Source organism: Williamsia sterculiae (assembly GCF_900156495.1).
GTDB lineage: Bacteria > Actinomycetota > Actinomycetes > Mycobacteriales > Mycobacteriaceae > Williamsia_B > Williamsia_B sterculiae.
On the sequence record NZ_FTNT01000009.1, the window covers coordinates 190081 to 213555 of the forward strand.

Genomic DNA, 23475 nt, shown 5'->3' on the forward strand with positions numbered 1-23475 from the left:
CGACGCGTCAACCGACCAGGTCGGGCTGGGTGTCCGGGCAGATCAGCCAGGTGTCGTTCTCGCGCCGGAAGGCGACCGCCGCATCTCTGCGCTTGGTCTGCCCGGACCCGGACTGCAGATGGTAGCGCAGGTCGGCGTCGGCGGTCACCCCGGTGATCTGGATCCGGCCGACCTGGTCGACGACCAGTTGCGCGTCACCGGGGGGTGAGGCGGTGGCCCGGTCGCGGAAGTCGGAGCACACCGCATAGCGGATGCGGGTGATGTTGCCGTCGTTGACGGCCAGCACCCAGGTGTCGACGGCTCCGCGGATCTCTCGTTCGCTGTCCGCCACGTCGAGGGTGCGGGTGCCCGGCAACACCGGACCCGCGGTCACGGTGGGGCCGGTGTGGCTGTCGGGCGGGAGGGTTCCGTGCCGACCTTCGGTGACAAACGAGGCGACGATGACGACGAAGGCGACCGCGGAGCCGACACCCACCACGGCCGCCCCGAGCGTCAGCAGATCCCGACCCCGATCCGAGGTCGGTGCGTCCCGATCGCCTCTCAGCGTGGGTCACTCCCGGTCATACGGCCCAGCCTACGGCCGCGGAATCACACCTGCAGGAGGCTGTGTCCCGACCCGCAGACGGTCCAACCGGTGTCCTCGCGGGTGAACGTGGTGATCGCGCCGTCGGCCGGGATCCGCAGCGCCGCCTGAGGTGCCCCGGTGAGTGCGAGAACGACCCGTGCGGTGGCGGTGTCACCGGTGATCGAGATCTGGTCGACCGACACCACTCGCAGGTGGTTCCGTGCTCCGAGTTGCGGCAGCGCGGCGATCACCGCGGGCGCGGCGGCCTCCTCGGCGGGGCACATGGTCGACCGCAGCCCGTCCACGTCGTGGGCATCCAACGCGGCGACCTGCGCGGCGATCACCGATCGGACCTGATCGGCGGGGGAGGCGGGGGTGTCGCGCAGTCCCAGCACGACGGTGATCACGGCGACGTTGGTGACGATGACGCCCACCGCGATCAGCACAGCGGCAACGCGGTCGTGATGGTGGTGGTCGTGGAGGTGGTGACGAGCGGGATGCGGCAGACGTAGTCGGCCGAGCAGCCCTGTGGACGCATGTGCTCGGTACAGGTGGTGACGCGACAGGTGGCGACGGCGGAGAAGGACGGCCGGACCGGACATGGCGGCTCCCTTGCGGTCAGCACCTCGTGGTCGCACACCGCCGGTCCGCGCTGCTGCAATCCTCGGTGTGCCGTGTCATCACGCTACGGTCGGCGGAGGCCGCGTCGCGGCGACCGCGCGGGCTGTGGCTGTCGCGGCATCGAACCGTGACCGGAACTCCACTCACCGACCGTCGGGACGTCAATCGAGCAGCAGTTTGTCCACCGTCTCGGTGTCGGCGAGGTCGCCGATCAGTGACCACGGGGACATCCACGACATCTCGGCCAACCCCCGGTAGCGGGCGTAGGTGCGTTCCTGCAGCCCGCGGTCGCGTTCGTAACGATCGGTCGGACGATCGGCCTCGTTCGCGGCTCGCGACGACGCGCGTCCCATGGCCACCTGCGGGTCGACGTCCAGCAGGAGCTGGTGATCCGGGACGGGCAGGCGCAGACGGTGGAACTCCAAGTCGGCCACCCACGACACCACCTCACCGTCGGGGTCCTCGTCGAGACGGGCCGCGCTGTAGGCGGCGCTGGAGGCGACGTAGCGGTCGAGCAGCACCACGTCGCTGTGGGTGAGCGCCGCCGCGATCTCGGCCGCGGCGCCGGCCCGGTCGAGGGCGAACAACACCGCCATCCCGTACACGCTGTCGGTCAGATCGCCGTTGCCGCCGTGCAGCGCCTCCGCGGCGAGGTCGGCGGTGACGGACTCGCCGTATCGGGGGAAGGCGAACGTGGACACCCGGTGACCGGCACGAGTCCAACGATCGACCAACCCGTCGACGACGGTCCTCTTCCCGGCCCCGTCGAGACCCTCCACGGCGATCAGCACACCCACGTCTGCGATGGTATCCAGCGTCGGCTCGTCAGCCCTGAACTGCGACATCGGCGCGCCGGGCACCCGAACGCGGTCATTGGTGACACCATGAGGCGATGAAGCCACGGATTCTGGTTGTCGACGACGACGCGGCTTTGGCAGAGATGCTGACGATCGTGTTGCGCGGTGAGGGTTTCGAGCCTTTCGTCGTCGGTGACGGCACCCAGGCGCTGAGCGCCGTCCGCGAGATCCGACCCGACCTGGTGCTCCTCGACCTGATGCTGCCCGGGATGAACGGCATCGACGTGTGCCGGGTGCTGCGCGCCGACTCGGGGGTTCCGATCGTCATGCTCACCGCCAAATCCGACACGGTCGACATCGTGCTGGGTCTGGAGTCCGGCGCCGACGACTACATGGTGAAGCCCTTCAAGCCGAAGGAACTGGTCGCGCGGGTGCGTGCCCGGCTGCGTCGCACCGACGACGAACCCGCCGAGATGTTGTCCATCGGACCGGTGGAGATCGACGTCCCGGCGCACAAGGTGACCAGGGACGGCAATCTGATCTCGTTGACCCCGTTGGAGTTCGACCTGTTGGTGGCCCTCGCCAGGAAGCCGCGGCAGGTCTTCACCCGCGACGTGTTGCTCGAGCAGGTGTGGGGTTACCGTCACCCTGCCGACACCCGCCTGGTGAACGTGCACGTACAGCGACTGCGGGCCAAGGTGGAGAACGACCCGGAGAACCCTGAGATCGTGCTGACGGTGAGAGGGGTGGGCTACAAGGCCGGCCCACCGTGATCGGTCGTGGACGACGCCGGATCAACGGGGGCTTCCGCCGCACGCTCGGCCGTTGGGGCCGCTCCGGCCGCTGGATCGGTCATCTGTGGCGGCGTTCGCTGCAGATGCGCGTGGTGGTGTCCACGCTGGTGCTGTCCTTCGTGGTGTTGCTCATCCTCGGATTCGTCCTCACCAGTCAGATCACCGATCGGCTGCTGGAGCTGAAGCTCCGTGCGGCCACCGAGGAGATCGACCGCACCCGCGTCGCGGTGGAACGCGACCTGGCCGGTGCGGACGCCAACAGTTCCGTGGAGAACCGGTTGCGGCAGACCAGGGCCGTGCTCACCGACCGTGACGTCGACGCCGGCCCGACCTCGGGTGTCGTCGGCACCTTCGACACGGTGCTGTTGGTCCCCGGCGCCGGGCCGTCGAGTGTGACCGGGGTGGGGCCGGTTACCGAGATACCCGCCAACCTGCGCACGATGGTGCGCGGCGGTCAGGTCGCCTACCGCTACAGCACCGTCACCAGCGCCGCCGGCCGCGGTACCCCGGCGCTGATCATCGGGTCGCCCACCAACGCGGGGATCCCGGGGCTCGAGGTCTACCTGGTGTTCCCGTTGGCCAACGAGCAGAGCACGGTGCAGCTGGTGCGCGGGACGTTGTTCACCGGCGCGTTGGTGCTGCTCGGTCTGCTGGCGGCCATCGCGATGCTGGTGTCGCGGCAGGTGGTCATCCCGGTGCGGTCGGCGTCGAGGATCGCGGTCCGGTTCGCCGACGGCAGGCTCAAGGAGCGAATGCCGGTGCGCGGCGAGGATGACATGGCACGGCTGGCGATGTCGTTCAACGACATGGCGGAGAGCCTGTCCAAACAGATCAGCCACCTCGAGGAGTTCGGCGGGCTGCAGCGGCAGTTCACCTCCGACGTGAGCCACGAGTTGCGCACCCCGCTGACCACGGTGCGGATGGCCAGCGACGTCCTCTACGAGGGCCGAGACGAACTCGACCCGATACGCAAGAGGTCGGTGGAGCTGCTGGACAAGGAACTCGACCGATTCGAGACCCTGCTCAACGAGCTGCTGGAGATCTCCCGGCACGACGCCGGCGTGGCCGAGTTGGCCGCCGAACGTCTCAACATGATGATCCCGATCAACGCCGCCATCGCGACCGTGCGTCACCTGGCCACCGAGACCGACACCGAACTCGTCATCGATGTCCCGCAGGAGCCGGTGATCGCCGAGGTGGACCCGCGACGGGTCGAACGGATCCTGCGCAACCTGCTGGCCAACGCCATCGACCACGGGGAACAGCGACCGGTGACACTGACCATGCGGTCCGACGGTGATGCGGTGGCCATCACCGTGCGCGACCAAGGCATCGGACTGCGGCCGGGGGAGGAGAAGTTGGTGTTCAACCGCTTCTGGCGATCGGATCCCTCGCGGTTCCGACGCTCGGGGGGCACCGGATTGGGGCTGGCGATCTCGTTGGAGGACGCGCGGCTGCACCAGGGTCGGCTGGAGGCGTGGGGAGAACCGGGCGAGGGTGCCTGCTTCCGGTTGACGCTGCCACTGGTGCGCGGGCACAAGGTGCTGGGTAGCCCGTTGCCGATGAAGCCGGTGGGCGCGCGAAAGGTCGGTGGGCGTGAGTCCCAACAGGCCTGATCCCGGCCGTGTCCGGCACCGTCGGCAGGTGTGGCTGTCGCTGGTGATCGTGGTGATCGCCGCGGTGGTGGGTGGATGTGTCTCCATCCCCACCTCGTCGAGTCCGCAGCCGATCGGTTCGCTGGAGCGTCGCAACCCGTCGGCGAACGTGCCCTCGCCGACACCGGGGATGGATCCGGAGTCGTTGGTGCGCGCCTTTCTCAAGGCGGGGGTGAACCCTGGTTCCGGTCATCTCGCGGCCCGGCAGTTCCTCACCACGAAGGCATCGGACGACTGGGACGACCGTGGCGGCTCGCTGATCCTCGGTCAGATCAACGTGCTCACCGACGACCGCACCGCAGATGCGTTCTCGGTGCGGCTCATCGGTGACAACACCGGAACCCTGCAGTCCAACGGTCAGCTCATTCCGGCGTCCGGCCGGGTGGAGATCAAACTCGGTCTGGTCCGTCAGAACGGGGAGTGGCGCATCGACGGCCCGTTACCCGCGGGTGCCATCCTCGACCGGACCGTCTTCGAGAACAGCTATCAATCGCATTCGTTGTACTTCCCGTCCACCGACGGCCGTCGGCTGGTTGCCGACCCGCGGTGGTTGTACGCGGCCAACCGGCAACTGCCCGACCAACTGATCGGATTGTTGATCCAGGGTCCGTCCGACGACATCGCCCGCGCGGTGAACAACCCGTTCAACGCCGGATCGAACCTGCGCGGATCCATCACCACCGACGGCGGCGGCGTGCGGATGGATCTCACCGGCCTGGTGGACACCGACGATCAGGTCCGCACCCTGCTCGCGGCGCAGATCGTGTGGACGCTCGCCCGTAACGAGATACCCGGGCCGTACCGCATCGACGCCGACGGGGTCGCGCTGTTGGACAAGTACCCGGGCGGGCTGCAGACAACTGACGTCGCGGCCCTCGACCCCACCGCGGTGCCCGCGGAAACCGTGGGCCTCAACGTCATCCGGGGCGGCGCGTTGTTGAAGGTGGAGCAGGCCGGTGAGAGCCCGGCACCTGGGCCGACGGGTACGTCCAACTCGATCATCGCGGCCGCCCTCTCGCCCGACGGTTCCACCGTGGCCATCGTGCAGCGGGCGGGTTCGGGGCAGTCGCTGTCGCTGGCCCGCTACGGCGGAACCCCGCAGGAGGTGCTGCGCGGCAGCTCGATCACCCGGCCGTCGTTCGCCGGTGACGCGAATGCGGTGTGGTCCGTCGTCGACGGCAAGGTCGTGCGGATCTCGATCGACCCCACGTCGGGGGCGACGCAGCGAGTCGAGTCGGACAGCGGTTCGGTGGGGTCGGCGGCCAGCGGTCAGATCACCGAGTTCCAGGTGTCCCGCGACGGTGCCCGGGTGGCGATGATCGTCGGCGGGCAGGTCGTGCTGGGGGTGATCTCCACCGACCGCAACCGCTACTCCCTCGGCGGGGTGCGGACCGCCGCGTACAACATCGGCGGTCCGGCCGTCTCGCTGGACTGGGCGTCCGGCGACACGGTCGTCGTCGCCCGCGCCACGACCGACACCCCGGTGGTGCAGGTGCAGATCAACGGCACGCCCGCGGTGGGGCTGCTCAGCAGCAACCTGACCCCGCCGGTGTCGGCGGTGGTGGCCAACTCGTCGACCATCTACGTCGCCGACAGTCGAGGTGTGCTGCGGTTGAGCAGCAACAACGGTGAACCCGATCAGTATTGGAACGAGGTCGGCCCGACCATGGGCTCGAACTCCATCCCGGTCCTGCCCTGACCGCACAGGTTGTGGAATGCGGGCGACCCTGTGCACAACCCGGCCGGAGGACCGGGATCCCGTCGCCGCCACCACCTCGCGGCGGCAGGATCGTCGTCATGCGATCTCGCGGCACCCCACCCAGCAGCATTCCTCCCGTGGGCATGGAACCGCTGTGGGCCTTGCTGGACCTGTGTCTACCGGTGGAGTGCGGTGGCTGTGGCCGCGGTGGCACACCCTGGTGCGAGGGCTGTGCGGCGACGGTGCGCGACGACCCGGTCGCGATCACGCCGCGGGTGGCCGTGGGCGCCCCGGTCTGGTCGGCGGGCATGCACCGCGGGGTACGCGGTCACGCGGTGGTCGAACTCAAGGAACACCATCGCCGCGACCTGATCGACCCGCTGGGCGGGATGCTGGCCGAGATGCTGCGCACGTTGGCCCGGTGGCAGGAACTTCCCGACCGGGACCGGTTGGTGCTGGTCCCCGCGCCCACCACCGCGTCGGCCGCCCGCCGCCGGGGTGGCGACCCGGTGACCGCGATCGCCGAAGCCGCCGCGGCACGTCTGGGCAGTCGGGTGCGGGTGGTGCCGCTGCTGCGCACGCGGTGGGGTGTACGCGATTCGGTCGGACTCTCGGCGTCCGCGCGGACCGGCAACCTGACCGGTGCGATACGCGCGATCGGTCCCTCGACACGGTGGCGACACGCCGGCGATGCCGACGTCGCCGTGGTGCTCGTCGACGACGTGCTCACCACCGGGGCGACGGCGGCGGAGTCGGTGCGGGTGCTCGCGGGGCGTGGGGTGTCCGTCGACATGGTGTCCGTGCTCGGTGCCGCGTGAACGGGAACGGGCGGTCGGGGACCGAAACGGCAATGCGCACACCGGTGCTGCAGTCGAACCCGGGGTTACGTCGAGTGGACATCCGAATGGCCAATCCATGGCGAGTCGGGCTCATCGCGGCTACCGTCGAGGGACCAGGCCGGTGGTGCGAACCGCGCACCATCTCGCTGCCGCCTCGGGGAGGTGACGCCCAACGATCCACGACCCCGGCGGAGCCCCGCCGGAGTCGACCAGATCCGATCGTCTTCGTCGCCGCGGCCCGAATCCACTGGTTCTGATGGACGGCAACGCCTGGTACGGCACATGCGGTGACCGAGTCGGTCGGAAGATTTCCCACCAGGAGGTTTGCGAGTGTCGACAACAACGCGTGACGAGACGCGAGCGCAGCTGCCCGACGAGTCGGCGTTCCTGAGACCGACCACCATCGACGACGATCACGAGCCCTCGGAACCCACGGCCACCCTCGTGATCACCGGCCGCAATGTCGAGATACCCGACCACTTCCGCATACACGTGGGTGACAAACTCGCCCGACTCGAACGCTTCGACCCCTCCATCCAACGTTTCGACGTCGAACTGCACCACGAGCGCAACCGACGCCAGTCCAAGAACTGCCAACGGGTCGAGATCACCGTCCGCGGAAAGGGCCCGGTCGCCCGCGCCGAGGCCTGCGCGGAGAACTTCTACGCGTCGCTGGAGGCCGCGGTCGCCAAACTGCAGTCGAAACTGCGTCGCGTGAAGGACCGTCGCAAGGTTCACCACGGTCTGCGGACCCCCACGTCGGTCGCGGAGGCGACTGCCAAGGCCGAGCCGGATCCCGCCGTCGACGGCGACCTGTCGCACTTACTGGACAACTCGGTGGACAACTGGGATGGGAGCATGCCCGAGCCCGTGGGGCCGGGGCGGATCGTCCGGGTCAAGGACCACCCGGCCGTGCCGATGTTCGTCGACGACGCCCTCTACGAGATGGAACTCGTCGGCCACGACTTCTTCCTCTTCCACGACAAGGAGACCGACAAGCCGAGCGTGGTCTACCGGCGTCACGCCTTCGACTACGGGCTGATCCGACTGGCCTGACCGGCGGCTCGGGTGAGAACCACGACCGGCCGGGTGCCGTCGCACCCGGTCGGCCGCGGTTCCGCCACCCGGGACGGGGACGAGGCAGCGGGTGTGGGTGGGCATCGGTACCCACGCGCCTGCGGGGCATCAGTACCATGGACCCCGTTCTGTGGACGCTGGTGAGCCCTGTCGTGGGTGCCGGCGTCGTGTGCCGAGAGTCGGATTGAGGGATCTAACAGTGCTCAGCAAGCTATTGCGGGTCGGCGAGGGCCGGATGGTCAAGCGACTGGACGCTCTCGCCACACATGTCGAGTCGTTCGCCGACGAGACCGAAGCCCTCGACGACGAGCAGTTGCGAGCCCGCACCGACGAGTTCAAGAAGCGTTACACGGACGGCGAGACGCTCGACGACCTGCTGCCCGAGGCGTTCGCGGTGGCCCGCGAGGCGGCATGGCGCGTCCTCGGTCAGAAGCACTTCCACGTGCAGATCATGGGTGGTGCCGCGCTGCACTTCGGCAACATCGCCGAGATGAAGACCGGTGAGGGCAAGACCCTCACCTCGGTCCTGGCGGCCTACCTCAACGCCATCGGCGGTGACGGCGTCCACATCGTCACCACCAACGACTACCTGGCGAAACGTGACTCCGAGTGGATGGGCCGGGTGCACCGTTTCCTCGGTCTCGACGTCGGCGCGATCCTCACCGGGATGACCCCCGACGAACGCCGGGACTCCTACAACGCCGATATCACCTACGGCACCAACAACGAGTTCGGCTTCGACTACCTGCGCGACAACATGGCGCATTCGCTCGAAGATCTGGTCCAGCGCGGCCACAACTTCGCCATCGTCGACGAGGTCGACTCCATCCTCATCGACGAGGCCAGGACCCCGCTGATCATCTCCGGCCCGGCCGATTCCTCGAGCAAGTGGTACCTCGAGTTCGCGCGGATCGCTCCGCAGCTGAAGCGCGACGTCCACTACGAGGTGGACATCCGCAAGAAGACCATCGGTGTACACGAGGCCGGGGTGGAGTTCGTCGAGGACCAACTCGGTATCGACAACCTGTACGAGGCCGCGAACTCGCCGCTGGTCAGCTACCTGAACAACGCGATCAAGGTCAAGGAACTCTTCGAGCGGGACAAGGACTACATCGTCCGCAACGGAGAGGTCCTCATCGTCGACGAGTTCACCGGCCGTGTCCTCGACGGTCGTCGCTTCAACGAGGGTTTGCACCAGGCCATCGAGGCGAAAGAAGGGGTGCAGATCCAGGCCGAGAACCAGACGCTGGCCACCATCACCCTGCAGAACTACTTCCGCATGTACGAGAAGTTGTCGGGCATGACCGGCACGGCCCAGACCGAGGCCGCCGAACTCGACCAGATCTACAAGCTCGGCGTGCTGCCCATCCCGACCAACAAGCCGATGATCCGCGGTGACCAGACCGACCTCATCTACAAGACCGAAGAGGCGAAGTTCGCGGCCGTCGTCGACGACATCACCGAGCGTCACGAGATCGGACAGCCGGTGTTGATCGGTACCACCAGCGTCGAGCGCTCGGAGTACCTGTCGCGGCAGCTGAAGAAGCGGGGCATCCCGCACAACGTGCTGAACGCGAAATATCACGAGCAGGAAGCGCAGATCATCGCCGAGGCGGGCACCAAGGGCGCGGTGACCGTGGCGACCAACATGGCCGGCCGTGGTACCGACGTGGTCCTCGGCGGCAACCCCGACATCATCGCCGACAAGCGGCTGCGCAAGGGCGGACTGGACCCGGTGGAGACGCCGGACGAGTACGAGGCCGCCTGGGACGAGATGATCGCCCTGGTCCGAGGCGAGGTCTCCGACGACGCCACCACCGTCCGCGAGGCCGGCGGGCTCTACGTCCTCGGGACCGAACGACACGAGTCGCGTCGCATCGACGACCAGCTCCGCGGACGTTCCGGACGGCAGGGCGACCCCGGGGAGTCGCGCTTCTACCTGTCCCTCGGCGACGAGCTGATGCGTCGATTCAACGGGGCCGCTCTCGAGTCGATCATGAACCGGGTCAACCTGCCCGACGACGTCCCCATCGAGGCCAAGATGGTCACCAAGGCCATCCGCAGCGCGCAGACCCAGGTGGAGCAGCAGAATTTCGAGGTCCGCAAGAACGTCCTCAAATACGACGAGGTGATGAACCAGCAGCGCAAGGTCATCTACGCCGAGCGTCGCACCATCCTCGAGGGCGAGGACCACGGTGCCGAGGTCCGACGGATGATCGACGACGTGATCGCGGCCTACGTGGCCGGGGCCACCTCCGACGGTTATGTGGAGGACTGGGACCTCGACGAGCTGTGGACGGCCATCCGGACGCTGTACCCGATCGAGCTCGACTATCGGGACGTGGTCGGCGAGGACGAGTTCGGCGAGGGCAAGGAGATCACTGCCGAGGAGCTCACCGAAATCCTGCAGGAGGATGCGCACAAGGCCTACGCCCGACGCGAGGAGCAGATCAACGCGGTCGCGGGTGAGAACGCGATGCGCCAGCTCGAGCGCACCATCCTGTTGTCGGTGCTGGACCGCAAGTGGCGGGATCATCTCTATGAGATGGATTACCTCCGTGAGGGGATCCACCTGCGCTCGATGGCCCAGCGTGACCCGGTGGTGGAGTACCAGCGCGAGGGCTTCGACATGTTCTCCGGCATGCTCGACGGTCTCAAGGAGGAGTCCGTGGGATTCCTGTTCAACGTCGAGGTGGAGACCGCGCCGGCGCCGGAGTCGGAGAACGGGGTCGGAACGACCCCTGATCTCGTCGGTGTCGGTGCGCAGAACGGCGGTTCCCCGGGCATCGGGGGTCCCGGGGGTACCCAGCCGGACGGCAATGGTGCTCGCGCGGCCGGGTCCGGCTCGGCCGCACCCGCCGCGTTGCGCGCCAAGGGTGTCGACGACCAGGACGGTGGCGGCATGCTGCTCAGCGGGCCGTCCGAGCAGGGTGGCACGACCATCGTGCGCGAGGAGGACGACGAGCCCGCGGTGGCGGGCAGCAGGCGCGAACGTCGCGCGGCCGCCCGCGCCGACGCGAAGTCGTCGCGGCCGAAGCCGGCGAAGTCCCGCAAGAAGCGCTGACCCACCGAGTCGGCGGTCCGTCGACCGGATGACACCGACGGAACCGTCGGACCGGCGTTGCCCGTCGAACGGGTATGAGCCGGTTGACCATTCGAACTCTCGCCGAGGTGCAGACGCCGCGGGTGTCCGCGCGCGTCCCCGTCACCGGGGTCTCCGCGCTGACCCCGATGCGGCAGCGTCCGCGTGACGACGTCGACCCTGCCGTCCGCGAACTCGGCATGCGCGCGATGCACCTCGTCCTCGAGGTGGTCGACCGGCGGCGCCCACCTGCTCAGCTCGCGCCGATCGCGGTTCCACACATCATCGATCAACTGCGGGCCTCCGTCGGCCCGCGGGCGACATCGCGGACCGCCGCGACCTTGCGACGGGTCCATGTGCAGTGGCCGCGCCCCGACGCGGCGGAGATCTTCGGGACCTATCAGCGCGGTGACCGGGTGCAGGCGATCGCGGGCCGGATCGAGCGGGTCCCGGTCCGGCTGCCCACCGTCGACGGACGGCCCCGACGCACCGAGCTGCGCTGGCAGCTGGTTGCCGTCAACCTCGGGTGAACCCGGTGCGGATAGGATCGGGCGCATGTCGGTGGTCCCCAGGTCGATGGTGCGCGGTCACCGGACGGGCAGATGCCGGTGGTGACGCGGCTGTCCGCACAGGACGCAGCTCTGTACTACCTCGACGAGTCCGGCGCGAGTTGCCAGATAGGGTCCCTGCTGATCCTCGACCGCGAGACGGCCGAACAGGATTCGGCGGGCACCGCCACCGGCGGGCTGGATTACCAGCAACTGCTGCGAACCGTCGAGGAACGTCTACAGCTGATCCCGCGGTACCGGCAGCGGATCCGCGAGGTCGCCTTCGGACTGGGGCGACCGGTCTGGGTCGACGACAGCGACTTCGATATCACCTACCACGTGCGGCGGTCCGCCCTGCCGAGCCCGGGTGCGGACGACCAACTGCACGACCTGATCGCGCGCCTGATGTCACGCCCGCTCGACCGACGTCGACCGCTGTGGGAGATGTATCTGGTCGAGGGTCTGGCCGACAACCGGATCGCCGTCCTCAGCAAGACCCACCAGGCGATGATCGATGGTGCCGAGTCGCTGGAGATCAATCAGGCCATCGTCGACGACACCCGCAGGCCCACCCCGATGCCCGAGGACCTGTGGCTGCCCACCCGGGTGTCCGGTGACACCGAACTGGTGGTCGGCGCGGTCACCGAATTCCTTGCCCGCCCCTGGGAGGTCGTCGATTCGATGCGCGCCGCCTCCGGACGGGTGTCGGTGCTCGGATCGGTGGTCGCGGGCGGTCTGCGCAGGGTGGGTGCGGTCCTGCAACTGGCCACCGACGGCGCTCCCGACAGCCCGCTGAACGGGTCGACCACCAGCACCCGACGGTTCACGGTCGGGTCGTTTCCCCTGGAGAAGTGTCGGGTGATCGCCGAGCGGCAGGGCTGTTCGGTGAACGACGTCGTGCTCGCCGTGCTGGCCGGGGCGTTGCGCCGATGGCTGTTGTCGCGCAGTCAGGTGGTGGAGGCGTCGACCACGGTGCGCGCGATGGTGCCGCTGAGCGCCTACGCCGACGACCTCGACCGGGTCGCGGTGACCAACGACACCGAGTGGACCGCCGCCGGTCTGGCCGGCTTCGTCACCGATCTGCCGGTGGGGGAGCCGAACGCGACCGTCCGGTTGGCGCAGATCGCCCACCTCACCGACCGGCACGCACACTCCATGCGTCGTGCGGCGGGCGGGCGCACCTGGGTGGTCGAGATGTCACCGGCCACCTTCCATGCGATGAGTTCCCGTGCGGCGGCGACCATGTCGCGGCGCCGGTTCAACCTGCCGATCAGCATCGCGCGCGGTCCGCGCACCGCGCAGTACGTGCACGGCACCGAGATCCTGGCCATCTACCCGGTGCCTGCGGTAGTGCGTCAACGCGGGTTGTCCATCGGTTTGACCTCGTACAACGGGCGAGTGCTGGTCGCCTTCAACGCAGACAGGGATGTGATGTGGGATCTGGGTGTGATGCCGGACTTCCTGACCGAGTCGTTCGACGAGTTGTCGACACGGTCGGCGCGGTGACCGGCTGATGCGCGTCTACCTTCCGGCCACGCTGTCGATGCTGTCCCAACTCACCGACAGCCACCAGTTCGCCGCCATCGGGGGTACCGGTTTCGCCCTCACCCCCGCGTTGCGGGAGTCGTACTCGGTGGGTGATGACGAGGAGCTGTCCGAGGCCGCGATGCGTGAGGCGGCCAGGGCATCGCTGCGTCTGCTCGCCGCCGAGCCCGGGGTGCTCGACCCCGACGTCGACGACGACGGGACACATGCGGCGTTGCCGCCGCGTCGGGTGGTGGTCGCCGCCGACGTGGACGACGACGAGGTGACGCTGCGACCCGACCTCGAGCCCGCCGTGGTGAAGATCGGTGTCCCGGTGCCGATCGCCGACATCGCGTCGGTGCACGTCGACGCGGCCGATGCCGAATCGGCGATCCGCGTGGCCGCCGAGGTCATCGACGCGGCCGACATGGGCGACGAGGACGCCGAGCTCGCGGTCGGGGACGTCGACGACCACGATCTGGCCTGGTACGCGACGCAGGAGATCCCGTTCCTCCTCGACCTTCTGTGACCGACTAACCTACGGTGGCGTAGGTCGGGGTCCGTCAGGCTCCGACGACGAACGATCGAGGAGTCGATGTGGGCTGGCGGGAGAGATTCAGCGAACCGGTGGCCGGCCGCAGTTCGCGCCGGGGCGGTCTCGACGTGGCCCGCGCCGCACTGGCGCGGATCACCACCCCGTTGTTGCCCGATGACTATCTACAGTTGGCCAACCCGCTGTGGTCGGCGCGCGAGCTGCGCGGCCGCATCGTACGGGTGATCCCGGAGACCGCGGACGACGCCACCGCGGCCACCGCCGCGACCCTGGTCATCGAACCCGGGTGGGGGTTCGGCTTCGACTACCGGCCCGGTCAGTACGTCGGCATCGGGGTGCTGGTCGAGGGGCGATGGACGTGGCGGTCGTATTCGCTGACGTCGATTCCGGATGCCACCCCTGCCGACACCGACGGTTCGGGGCTGCGCGGTCGCCGGCGCTCGGGGCCCCAGCACATCTCGGTGACCGTGCAGGCGATGCCCGAGGGGTTCCTGTCGAGTCACCTGGTCAACGGCCTGCAACCGGGCACCATCGTCCGGCTGGCCGCGCCGCAAGGAGACTTCGTGCTCCCCGAACCGCCGCCGCCTGCGGTGCTGTTCGTCACCGCGGGCAGCGGGATCACGCCCGTGATCTCCATGCTGCGGACCATGCGTCACCGGGGTCAGCACAGTTCCGTTCAGCTCATCCACTCGGTATCCGACCAGGACGACCTGCTGTTCGCCGACGAACTCGCCGCGATGCACGACGAAGGGCTCCTCGACCTGCACGTGCAGACCACCGGCACCGACGGCAGGCTCGACAGGGAACTGCTGACCCGCCTGTGCCCCGACTGGGCCGAGCGGGAGACGTGGGCCTGCGGGCCGTCGGGATTCCTGGAGATGGTGGGCGCGGTATTCGGTGACGCGGGGGTGTCCGAGCGGCTGCACGTCGAACGGTTCACCCTCGAACGCGGCGACGTGGACGCTCAGGGCGGAACCGTGACGTTCGGTCGGGGTGGACGAGTCGCGACCGTCGACGGTGCCACCACCCTGCTGGAGGCCGGGGAATCGGTGGGTGTGCAGATGCCGTTCGGCTGCCGGATGGGAATCTGCCAGAGCTGTGTGGTCATGCTCGACCGGGGATGTGTGCGTGACCTGCGCAGCGGTACCGAACACGTCGAGGGCGAGCGGATCCAGACGTGTATCAGCGTCGCGGCAGGGGACTGCACGCTCGACGTGTGACACGCGTCTCACCTCTTGTCGGCTACCGAACCGTAACCTACGATTGCGTAAGTTACGCATACGTAGGTCGATCTGGAGGTATCCGTGGCCATCACCGACATCGAAGAATATGCGCATCTGAGTGAGGCCGACATCGAGGCCCTCGGACGGGAACTCGACGAGATCCGCCGCGACGTCGAGGCCGCTCGTGGCGCCGACGACGCCCGCTACATCCGCAACACCATCCGCTTCCAGCGGGCGCTGGAGATCAGTGGTCGAGCGATGATGTTCGGCGCCCGGCGCCGGTCGCTCTGGTGGGCGGGCGCGGGAGTCCTCGGGGTGGCCAAGATCGTCGAGAACATGGAACTCGGCCACAACGTGATGCACGGTCAGTGGGACTGGATGAACGACCCCGAGGTGCACAGCAGCACCTGGGAGTGGGACAACCCCGACCCGTCGGCGCACTGGAAACACACCCACAACTTCATCCATCACAAGTACACCAACGTGCTGGGTATGGACGACGACGTGGGTTACGGGTTGTTGCGGGTGACCCGGGACCAACGGTGGACGCCGTTCTACCTCGGCAACCTGGCCTACAACACACTGCTCGCGTTGGGTTTCGAGTACGGGGTGGCCATCCAGCACCTCGAACTGGGCAAGGTGGCCAAGGGCAAACACGACCCGGACGAATTCCGTGCCAACCTGCGCGCCGTGGGTGCGAAGGTGGGCAGGCAGACCCTCAAGGACTACGTGCTGTGGCCGGCCATCGTCGGCCTGACCACCCGGTCCCGCGGCGCCTGGGCCACGGCGGCGACCTCCACCGTGATGGCCAACGTCATCCGCAACGTGTGGAGCAACGCCATCATCTTCTGCGGACACTTCCCCGACGGTGCGGAGAAGTTCACCAAGCAGGACGTCGACAGCGAGACCCAGGCGCAGTGGTATCTGCGACAGATGTTGGGCAGCGCCAACTTCCGCTCGGGTCGCGTCCTCGGTTTCCTGAGTGGCAACCTGAGCTACCAGATCGAGCACCACATCTTCCCCGACCTGCCCAGCAACCGGTTGCCCGAGATCTCGGTGCGTGTGCGCGCCATCTGTGACCGCTACGACCTGCCGTACACCACGGGGCCGTTCCTGCTGCAGTACGCGAAGAGTTGGCGGACGATCGCCAAGCTGTCCTTGCCCGACAAATATCTCTGGGCCGACAGCGACGACGCCCCGGAGACCGCATCGGAACGGCGGTTCGACGAGACGTCGACGCCGTGGTCGCCGATACCCGTGACCACCGGGCGGCGTCGCGGACTGCGGTCGGCGATCGCCGAGGCCCGGCGCCGTCGCGGCGGTGTGTTCGGTCGACGACGCGCGCGGGTCAGCGCGCTGCCGACCCGTGACGACCGCCGCCGCGCCGCCTGAGACCCCACGGGGGTGTTGTCGTATCCGACAGGTGATGGACAATGGGATCACGAGGTGATCGTCGGCGTCGTCCGGTGATCGCCGTCCATCTCGGCGCGCCCCTGCGGGCGCGGGGGACACCCGAGGATCAGGAGAGTGCCCGGCGATGGCCATCACCGACATCAATGCCTACGCCCATCTGACCGATGCCGACGTCGACCAGCTGGCCACCGAACTCGACGCCATCCGTCGTGATGTGGAGTCGTCGCGTGGGGTCCGGGACGCGACCTACCTGCGTCGGACCATCGTCGCGCAGCGGTTGCTGGAGGTCGGGGGTCGCGTCGCGCTGTTGCGCAGCGGCAGGCGGTCGCGCTGGGCGGTGGGAACGGCGATGCTCTCGCTGGCCAAGATCATCGAGAACATGGAACTCGGCCACAACGTGATGCACGGCCAGTGGGACTGGATGAACGACCCCGAGGTGCACTCCACCTCGTGGGAGTGGGACATGATGTGCGCATCCGCCGACTGGAAGCACTCGCACAACTTCATCCATCACAAATACACGAACGTGTTGGGGATGGATCACGACGTGGGCTACCGGTTGCTGCGGGTCACGCGCGACGACCCCTGGCAGCCGAAGAACCTGCTCCAGCCGTTCTCCAATCTGTTCCTCGCCGCCACCTTCGAGTGGGGGATCGGGTTGCACGACCTGGAATTGAAGTCGGTCATCGCCGGCACCAAACCGATGGAGGTCGCCCGGCCGCAGATCCGCGGTTTCCTGATCAAGGTGGCCAAACAGCTCAGCAAGGACTATCTGCTGTTCCCGGCCTTGTCCGGTACGCATGCCCGGTCGACGCTGACCGCGAACCTCACCGCCAACCTGGTGCGCAACCTCTGGGCCTACGTGGTCATCTTCTGCGGGCATTTTCCCGACGGGGCGGAGAAGTTCACCGCCGATGAGCTGGAGAACGAGTCCGAAGGACAGTGGTACCTGCGACAGATGTTGGGCAGTGCCAACTTCGAGGCCGGACCGGCTCTGGCGTTCTTGAGCGGCAACCTCTGCTACCAGATCGAGCACCACCTGTTCCCGGATCTGCCCAGCAACCGATACGCCGAGATGGCGGTCCGGGTGCGCGCTCTGTGTGACAAGTACGACCTGCCGTACACCACGGGCACCCTGATGGGTCAGTACCTGCAGAGTTTCCGCACGATCAACAAGCTCGCACTACCGGACGTGTTCCTGCGCGCGGACGCAGACGATGCACCGGAGACCGCTTCCGAGCGCCGATTCGGACTGCCCGACGCCCTGCGGGCGCGCATCGCCGACCGCCCCTCGGTGCGACCGCGTCAGGGTCTGCGCACAGCGCTGGCTGCCCGCGCCCGGCACGCCCGTACCGCCAAGATCGTCGCCCGCGCGCGCTGACCCACGTCGAGTGGGCCCTCGTTCGCGTCGAGCGTGCCCATAACGGCCCACTCGATGCGAGTGTCGGCACGCTCGACGGGGTTCAGGCGTCGAGCGGGCCGTTGTTCTCGTCGAGCGTGCCGTTGTAGGGCTCGAGCGTGCCCTCGTTCGCGTCGACCGGGCCGTCGGCGGAGACCTCGTCCTGCCCGCCGACCGCGACCAGCAGCGCCCGCACGGCCATCGCGCGTCGATGGGCATTGCCGGTGAGCGCGTCCAGCGCACACTCGGGGTCCGCGGGCGGCCCCAGGTGGGTGCAGCCGCGCGGGCAGTCCTCGATCGCGACCCGCAGGTCGTCGAAGGCGTCGACGATGTCGTCCGGTGAGACGTGGGCCAATCCGAACGATCGGATGCCCGGCGTGTCGACCACCCAGCCCTGCGGCGTCCCTGGTTGTCCGACCAACGGCAGGGCGACCGACTGGGTCGAGGTGTGCCGTCCCTTCCCGACCCCCGACACCACACCGGTCGCACGGTCGGCGTCGGGTACCAGTCGGTTCACCAACGTCGACTTGCCCACGCCCGAATGCCCGATGAGCGCGGTGATGGTGCCCGCCAGATCGGCGCGGAGACCCTCGAGCGGATCGTCGCGACCGGCCAACACGATCGGCAGGTCCAGGTCGGCGAAGGCGGCGGTGAAGGACTCCGGCGCGGCGAGATCGGACTTGGTCAGGCACAGGATCGGGGTCAGACCGCCCACGTAGGCCGCGGCCAGCGCCCGTTCGACGAAACCCGTCCGCGGCGGGGGATCGGCCAGCGCGGTCACGATCAACAGCTGGGCCGCGTTGGCCACCACGATGCGCTCATACGGATCGGTGTCATCCGCGGTGCGCCGCAACACCGTTCGACGGTCCGACACCTTCACGATGCGCGCGAGGGTGTCGGGTCTACCGGACAGGTCGCCGACCACCGACACCTCGTCGCCCACCACCACGGGTGTACGGCCCAGCTCGCGGGCCCGCATACACACCACCGGACGGCCGGGATCGCCGTCGAGCACACACCCCCATCGGCCACGATCGACCGACACCACCATCGCGTACTCGGCGTCGTCGTGCCGGGGACGGGTCTTGGTGCGCGGACGACTGCCCTTGCCCGGACGGATCCGGACATCGGTCTCGTCGTAGACCCGACGGCTCAGGACACACCCACCAGGCCGGACCACATGGCGGGAAAGTCGGGCAGTGTCTTCGCGGTGGTCTCGATGTCGTCGACCGCCACACCCGGCGTGACCAGACCGATCAGTGCGCCCGCGGTGGCCATCCGATGATCGGCGTAGGAGTGCCAGGTGCCGTCGTGCAGGGTCGCCGGGACGATGCGCAGCCCGTCGGCGGTCTCGGTGCAGTGGCCGCCCAGTGCGGTGATCTCGGTGGACAAGGCGGCCAGTCGGTCCGTCTCGTGGCCGCGCAGGTGCGCGATCCCGGACAACACGGATTCTCCGTCGGCCAACGCGCAGAGGGCGGCGATGGTCGGCGTGAGCTCACCGATGTCGTGCAGGTCCAGGGCGACGCCTGCGGGTCGCTCGGTCCCGTACACGGTCAGTGATCCGTCCACCAGCTCTGTGCGACAACCCATCTCGTGGAGGACGTCCACGAACGTCGCACCGGGCTGGGTGGTGACCGCAGGCCACCGTGGCACCGTGACGGTGCCACCGGTGACCGCGGCCGCGGCCAGGAACGCCGCGGCGTTCGACAGGTCGGGTTCGATCTGCCAGTCGACCGCGGAGATCGGGCCCGGCAGCACCCGCCAGGTGTCGGCGACCGAGGTGTCGACCACGACCCCGGCCGTCCGCACCATCTGCACGCTCATGTCCACATGCGGTGTCGACGGCACCGGCTTGCCGACGTGGCTGATGCTGATGCCCTGGTCATACCGCGCCGCCGACAACAACAGGCCGGAGACGAACTGCGACGACCCGGAGGCGTCGATGGTCACCTCGCCGCCCGCTGCGGCCCCACCGCCGATCACGGTGAACGGCAACGCATCCCCGTCCACCTGGACCCCGAGTGAGCGCAGTGCGTCGAGGATGGTCGACAGGGGTCGCGACCGCGCCTGTTCGTCGCCGTCGAACTCCACGGTCCCGGAAGCCAGTGCGGCTGCGGGAGGCAGGAATCGCATCACGGTGCCGGCGAGACCGCAGTCGACCCGGCCGCCGTGTAACGGGCCGGGGGTGATGTGCACGGTGGTGGGATCGCCGGGGGCCGGTGCCACATCCACCCCGAGGGTGGCCAGCCCGCTGAGCATCAGGTCGGTGTCGCGGCTGCGCAGGGTTCCGCTGAGGGTGCTCGGACCGTCGGCCAGGGCGGCGAGGATGAGGGCACGGTTGGTGATCGACTTGGATCCGGGCAGGTCGACGGTGGCGACGACGGGCCCGGACGCCACCGGTGCGCTCCAGGAACTCATGGGTACGAGTCTGTCATGCGATCCAGCCCGCGCTCAGTGCCGTGTGTCCGTGCGCAGGGGGTGGTCGCCGGGGATCTCCACGAAGATCAGCGTGCGGCCGTCCGGGTCCTGCACATGCATCTCGATGAGTCCCCACGGTTCGGTGCGTGCCGCGCGGGTTATCGGAACGTCGTGCTCGGCCAATTGCCGCGCGGCGTCGGCGATGTCACGCACCTGCAACCACAGCGAGGCGCCGGAACCGGGTATCCCGTCCGAGTCCGGTGGGAGATGTGCGGGCACTTCGATGAAACCTGCGCCCGCGTGGAAGACGATCCCGCCGGGATATTCGCGTGCGACGGCCAAGCCGAGACTCTCTCGGTAGAAGGCCTGCAACTGCTTCGGATCGCTGGACCGGAGCAGGACGCGGCTGCCGAGGATCTCCATGGGGCCAGTCTCCACCACCGAGGTCGGTTGTCATACGAGTTCGGCGGCCGGGATGCATAGCCGAGTTCGCGAGTGTACAGTCGTGCACTGAGTATGACAGCCCGTCGCGACTCGAAGAATCCTCGGCACAACATGACTGAGGATGAGGTCGACGACCAAGTGAACGGTGGGTACATGGCTGAGCGTGGTGCGGTTCCTCGGGTGTCGCCGGTGCGGCGGGGGTTTATGCGGGCGGTGACGGGGTTGTTCAATCCGTTGCGTCCGGATGATTACGTGGAGATGATCAATCCGTTGTGGACGACGCGGGAGTTGCGTGGTCGGGTGGTGGAGGTGGAGTCGGAGGGGTCGTCGGCGGCGACGGTGTGGATTCGGCCGGGGTATGAGTGGCCGGGTCATTTGCCGGGGCAGTATGTGCGGTTGGGTGTGGTGGTGGATGGGGTGTTTCATTGGCGGGCGTATTCGTTGACGTCGGATCCGGATCCGCGTGATGGGTTGATCAGTGTGTCGCCGAAGTTGGTGCCGGATGGGACGGTGTCACCGTTTTTGGTGCAGCGGTTGCGGCCGGGTGAGATTGTGCGGCTCGGTGAGATCGAGGGTGTGTTCACGTTGCCTGATCCGTTGCCGTCGAAGTTGTTGTTCGTCAGTGCGGGTAGTGGGATCACTCCGATCATGAGTATGTTGCGGGCGTTGGATCGGCGGGATCGGATGGCTGATGTGGTGGTGATCCATTCGGTGCGTGAGCGTGAGCAGTTGATGTTCGCTGATGAGTTGGATGATTTCGCGGATCGTCATGACGGGTTTGATCTGCATGTGCGGGTCAGTGGTGATGACGGGCGGATGTCGGTGGCCGATATCGAGTCGTGGTGTCCGGATTGGTCGCAGCGGGAGGCGTTGTGTTCGGGGCCGTCGGAGTTGTTGGACGATCTCGTCGAGTTCTGGGACACCCACGATGTCGCGGAGCGGATTCATCTGGAGCGGTTCCAGCCGGTGATCGGGGGGGATCCGGGTGAGGGTGAGGGTGGGGTGGTGCGGTTCGCCAAGTCCGGGGCCGAGGCCACGTGTGAGCCGGGGCAACCGATCTTGCAGGCCGGGGAGGATGCGGGGTTGGAGTTGAAGTTCGGGTGTCGGATCGGGATCTGTCATACGTGTACCGGGGTTCTGGATGCGGGGCAGGTGCGGGATCTGCGGACCGGGGAGGTGTCCTCGCCGCAGGGCCAGGCCATCCGGATCTGTGTGCATACCGCTGAGGGTGAGGTCACCGTCAAACTGTGACCCCTGCCCGGGGCCTGTAGTACAACAATTATTTGGGAGAACACATCATGACCACACATGCCACTGACCGCACCGACACGACTTCCTACGGTGGGGATGGTGATCGTTCGGGGGCGCGGGTGTACGGGGTGGGCCCGGATGGGCAACCGCATCCGTTGGCGCATTTGTCTGATGAGGACATCGAGTTGTTGGGCAAGGAGTTCGACGCGATCCATGACGATGTGTACGCCGACCTCGGTGATGGTGATCGGCGGTACATCAAGTCGGTGATCGCCGCGCAACGACAGTTGGCGGTGTTGGGTCGGGTGGTGTTGCTCAACTCGCGGTCCACCCCGGCGTGGGTGGTGGGCACCGCGTGTCTGGGGATGGCGAAGATCCTGGAGAACATGGAGATCGGGCACAACGTGATGCACGGTCAGTGGGACTGGATGAACGACCCCGACATCCATTCCTCGGTGTGGGACTGGGACACCGCCTCCACCGCGGAAGCGTGGAAACATTCCCACAACTATGTGCACCACACCTACACCAACATCCGCGGTAAAGACAAAGACCTCGGCTACGAGATCATGCGGATCGACCCCCACCAACCCTGGTCACCGGTGTATCTGCTGCAACCGTTCTACAACGTGGTGTTGATGGCGTTTTTCGAGTGGGGCGTGGCCGTACACGACCTGGACATCGAAGCGATCCGCCGCGGCGACAAACCCGCCGCCGAGATCATCCACGACCTGAAAGGCATCGCCGGCAAAGCCCGACGCCAGATCGTCAAGGACTACCTCGGCTGGCCCGCCGTGTCGGCGGCAGCGTTCCTCGCCACCCACACCCTGACCGGTGGGCGTCTCGATCAACCCGCCACCTCCCGGACCGGGCGGCTGCTGCGTACCGTCAACCGTCGAACCCACCTGGGCCCGGTCACCCTGCTCGCCGCGGCCGCCGACCGGGTGTTACCCGGCGCCGAGGACACCTTCCTGCGGACCGCGGGCGCCGATTTCGTGGCCAACCTGATCCGCAACGTGTGGTCGAACGCGATCATCTTCTGCGGCCATTTCCCCGACCAGGCCTACACCTTCTCCCAGGACGAGACCGCAGACGAGACCCGCGGCGGCTGGTACGCCCGGCAACTGATCGGCGCCGCGAACATCGAGGGCTCCCCCCTGTTCCACATCATCTCCGGCAACCTCGGCTACCAAGTCGAACACCACCTCTACCCCGACATGCCCTCCACCCGCTACGCCCAGGTCGCACCCCGGGTCAAAGACATCTGCCAACGCTACGGACTGCCCTACAACACCGGACCCTTCCACCGCCAATGGGCACAAGTCCAACGCACCATCCTGCGCCTGGCCCTACCCGGCGGACACCCCCGACCCAAACCCGGCCCCTACCACCGACCACCCCACTCCGCACCCACCCCCACCCGACCCAGCGAAGCCACCCACTCCCGCAACCGCATCCCCCACCCCAACCCCGACACCAACCACCCCACCACCGGACCCGAACACCCCAACACCAACAACGCCACCCACGTCACACCCCCACCCCGCACCTAAACCACCACCACAAGGTGGGG

At 67.8% G+C, this 23475-nt stretch carries 19 protein-coding genes and 1 pseudogene; 14 read left to right on the forward strand and 6 right to left on the reverse strand.

Annotated features, from left to right (window positions below):
* Positions 1–7: 7 nt before the first annotated feature.
* The 3 genes from BW971_RS15260 to BW971_RS15275 form a co-directional block, all read right to left on the reverse strand.
* On the reverse strand, positions 8–475 hold the full coding sequence (locus BW971_RS15260; RefSeq protein ID WP_143690404.1) for an Rv0361 family membrane protein: 468 nt from the start codon (positions 473–475) through the stop codon (positions 8–10).
* Between the two features lie 113 nt (positions 476–588).
* On the reverse strand, positions 589–1167 hold the full coding sequence (locus BW971_RS15265; protein ID WP_143690405.1) for an Rv0361 family membrane protein: 579 nt from the start codon (positions 1165–1167) through the stop codon (positions 589–591).
* 180 nt (positions 1168–1347) lie between these two features.
* Positions 1348–1983, reverse strand: coding sequence for a dTMP kinase (locus BW971_RS15275; protein ID WP_076481235.1), 636 nt, complete (start codon positions 1981–1983; stop codon positions 1348–1350).
* Between the two features lie 95 nt (positions 1984–2078).
* Between BW971_RS15275 and mtrA the strand changes: the two genes are divergently transcribed.
* The 12 genes and pseudogenes from mtrA (at position 2079) to BW971_RS15335 (ending at position 17771) form a co-directional block, all read left to right on the forward strand.
* Positions 2079–2756 (forward strand): MtrAB system response regulator MtrA, encoded by a 678-nt coding sequence (mtrA, locus tag BW971_RS15280; protein WP_076481119.1) that lies wholly within the window; start codon positions 2079–2081, stop codon positions 2754–2756.
* Positions 2753–4393 (forward strand): MtrAB system histidine kinase MtrB, encoded by a 1641-nt coding sequence (mtrB, locus tag BW971_RS15285; RefSeq protein ID WP_076481122.1) that lies wholly within the window; start codon positions 2753–2755, stop codon positions 4391–4393. The genes mtrA and mtrB overlap by 4 nt, the downstream gene beginning before the upstream one ends.
* Positions 4374–6131, forward strand: coding sequence for an MtrAB system accessory lipoprotein LpqB (lpqB, locus tag BW971_RS15290; RefSeq protein WP_234974420.1), 1758 nt, complete (start codon positions 4374–4376; stop codon positions 6129–6131). Before mtrB ends, lpqB begins: the two co-directional genes overlap by 20 nt.
* Before the next feature lie 143 nt (positions 6132–6274).
* Positions 6275–6949, forward strand: a complete 675-nt coding sequence (locus BW971_RS15295; protein WP_076481128.1) for a ComF family protein — start codon at positions 6275–6277, stop codon at positions 6947–6949.
* A 351-nt stretch (positions 6950–7300) separates the two neighbouring features.
* Positions 7301–8026 (forward strand): ribosome hibernation-promoting factor, HPF/YfiA family, encoded by a 726-nt coding sequence (hpf, locus tag BW971_RS15300; RefSeq protein ID WP_407701226.1) that lies wholly within the window; start codon positions 7301–7303, stop codon positions 8024–8026.
* Positions 8027–8246: 220 nt separating this feature from the next.
* Positions 8247–10752, forward strand: a pseudogene (secA, locus tag BW971_RS15305) (preprotein translocase subunit SecA); the annotation flags it as partial.
* A 442-nt stretch (positions 10753–11194) separates the two neighbouring features.
* Entirely contained in the window at positions 11195–11659 is a 465-nt protein-coding gene (locus BW971_RS15310) for an Rv3235 family protein (protein ID WP_143690406.1), read from the forward strand.
* Between the two features lie 72 nt (positions 11660–11731).
* Positions 11732–13183: a wax ester/triacylglycerol synthase family O-acyltransferase gene (locus BW971_RS15315; RefSeq protein ID WP_327201588.1), complete on the forward strand. Its 1452-nt coding sequence runs from the start codon at positions 11732–11734 to the stop codon at positions 13181–13183.
* Between the two features lie 7 nt (positions 13184–13190).
* Positions 13191–13730, forward strand: coding sequence for a DUF6912 family protein (locus BW971_RS15320; protein WP_076481141.1), 540 nt, complete (start codon positions 13191–13193; stop codon positions 13728–13730).
* Between the two features lie 68 nt (positions 13731–13798).
* A complete protein-coding gene (locus tag BW971_RS15325; protein ID WP_076481143.1) occupies positions 13799–14974 on the forward strand; it encodes a ferredoxin reductase in 1176 nt (391 codons plus the stop codon).
* An 84-nt stretch (positions 14975–15058) separates the two neighbouring features.
* Positions 15059–16369, forward strand: coding sequence for a fatty acid desaturase family protein (locus tag BW971_RS15330; protein WP_076481146.1), 1311 nt, complete (start codon positions 15059–15061; stop codon positions 16367–16369).
* A 145-nt stretch (positions 16370–16514) separates the two neighbouring features.
* Positions 16515–17771, forward strand: coding sequence for a fatty acid desaturase family protein (locus tag BW971_RS15335; protein WP_076481148.1), 1257 nt, complete (start codon positions 16515–16517; stop codon positions 17769–17771).
* Between the two features lie 82 nt (positions 17772–17853).
* Here BW971_RS15335 and rsgA read toward each other — a convergent pair whose 3' ends face one another.
* From rsgA to BW971_RS15350, 3 genes are read right to left on the reverse strand one after another with little or no spacing between them, the layout of a single operon-like run.
* Positions 17854–18945, reverse strand: coding sequence for a ribosome small subunit-dependent GTPase A (gene rsgA, locus BW971_RS15340; RefSeq protein WP_083710106.1), 1092 nt, complete (start codon positions 18943–18945; stop codon positions 17854–17856).
* Positions 18942–20207 carry a 3-phosphoshikimate 1-carboxyvinyltransferase gene (aroA, locus tag BW971_RS15345; protein ID WP_076481150.1) on the reverse strand — a complete coding sequence of 422 codons (1266 nt, stop codon included), beginning with the start codon at positions 20205–20207 and terminating at the stop codon, positions 18942–18944. The genes rsgA and aroA overlap by 4 nt, the downstream gene beginning before the upstream one ends.
* 33 nt (positions 20208–20240) lie before the next feature.
* Positions 20241–20630, reverse strand: coding sequence for a VOC family protein (locus tag BW971_RS15350; protein WP_076481154.1), 390 nt, complete (start codon positions 20628–20630; stop codon positions 20241–20243).
* A gap of 174 nt (positions 20631–20804) precedes the next feature.
* On the opposite strand from BW971_RS15350, the gene BW971_RS15355 reads away from it, so the two are divergent.
* Together BW971_RS15355 and BW971_RS15360 are read left to right on the forward strand one after the other, a co-directional pair.
* Positions 20805–21902, forward strand: coding sequence for a ferredoxin reductase (locus BW971_RS15355; protein WP_076475448.1), 1098 nt, complete (start codon positions 20805–20807; stop codon positions 21900–21902).
* 47 nt (positions 21903–21949) lie between these two features.
* On the forward strand, positions 21950–23455 hold the full coding sequence (locus tag BW971_RS15360; RefSeq protein WP_083709120.1) for a fatty acid desaturase family protein: 1506 nt from the start codon (positions 21950–21952) through the stop codon (positions 23453–23455).
* Positions 23456–23475 lie beyond the last annotated feature (20 nt).

Bases quoted from the DNA above. Each gene is read 5' to 3' on its own strand.
- BW971_RS15355 (WP_076475448.1), top strand. From the start codon at position 20,805: ATGGCTGAGCGTGGTGCGGTTCCTCGGGTGTCGCCGGTGCGGCGGGGG.
- BW971_RS15295 (WP_076481128.1), top strand. From the start codon at position 6,275: ATGGAACCGCTGTGGGCCTTGCTGGACCTGTGTCTACCGGTGGAGTGC.
- BW971_RS15315 (WP_327201588.1), top strand. From the start codon at position 11,732: ATGCCGGTGGTGACGCGGCTGTCCGCACAGGACGCAGCTCTGTACTAC.
- mtrA (WP_076481119.1), top strand. From the start codon at position 2,079: ATGAAGCCACGGATTCTGGTTGTCGACGACGACGCGGCTTTGGCAGAG.
- BW971_RS15335 (WP_076481148.1), top strand. From the start codon at position 16,515: ATGGCCATCACCGACATCAATGCCTACGCCCATCTGACCGATGCCGAC.
- BW971_RS15360 (WP_083709120.1), top strand. From the start codon at position 21,950: ATGACCACACATGCCACTGACCGCACCGACACGACTTCCTACGGTGGG.
- aroA (WP_076481150.1), bottom strand. From the start codon at position 20,207: ATGAGTTCCTGGAGCGCACCGGTGGCGTCCGGGCCCGTCGTCGCCACC.
- BW971_RS15265 (WP_143690405.1), bottom strand. From the start codon at position 1,167: ATGTCCGGTCCGGCCGTCCTTCTCCGCCGTCGCCACCTGTCGCGTCAC.
- BW971_RS15350 (WP_076481154.1), bottom strand. From the start codon at position 20,630: ATGGAGATCCTCGGCAGCCGCGTCCTGCTCCGGTCCAGCGATCCGAAG.
- BW971_RS15320 (WP_076481141.1), top strand. From the start codon at position 13,191: ATGCGCGTCTACCTTCCGGCCACGCTGTCGATGCTGTCCCAACTCACC.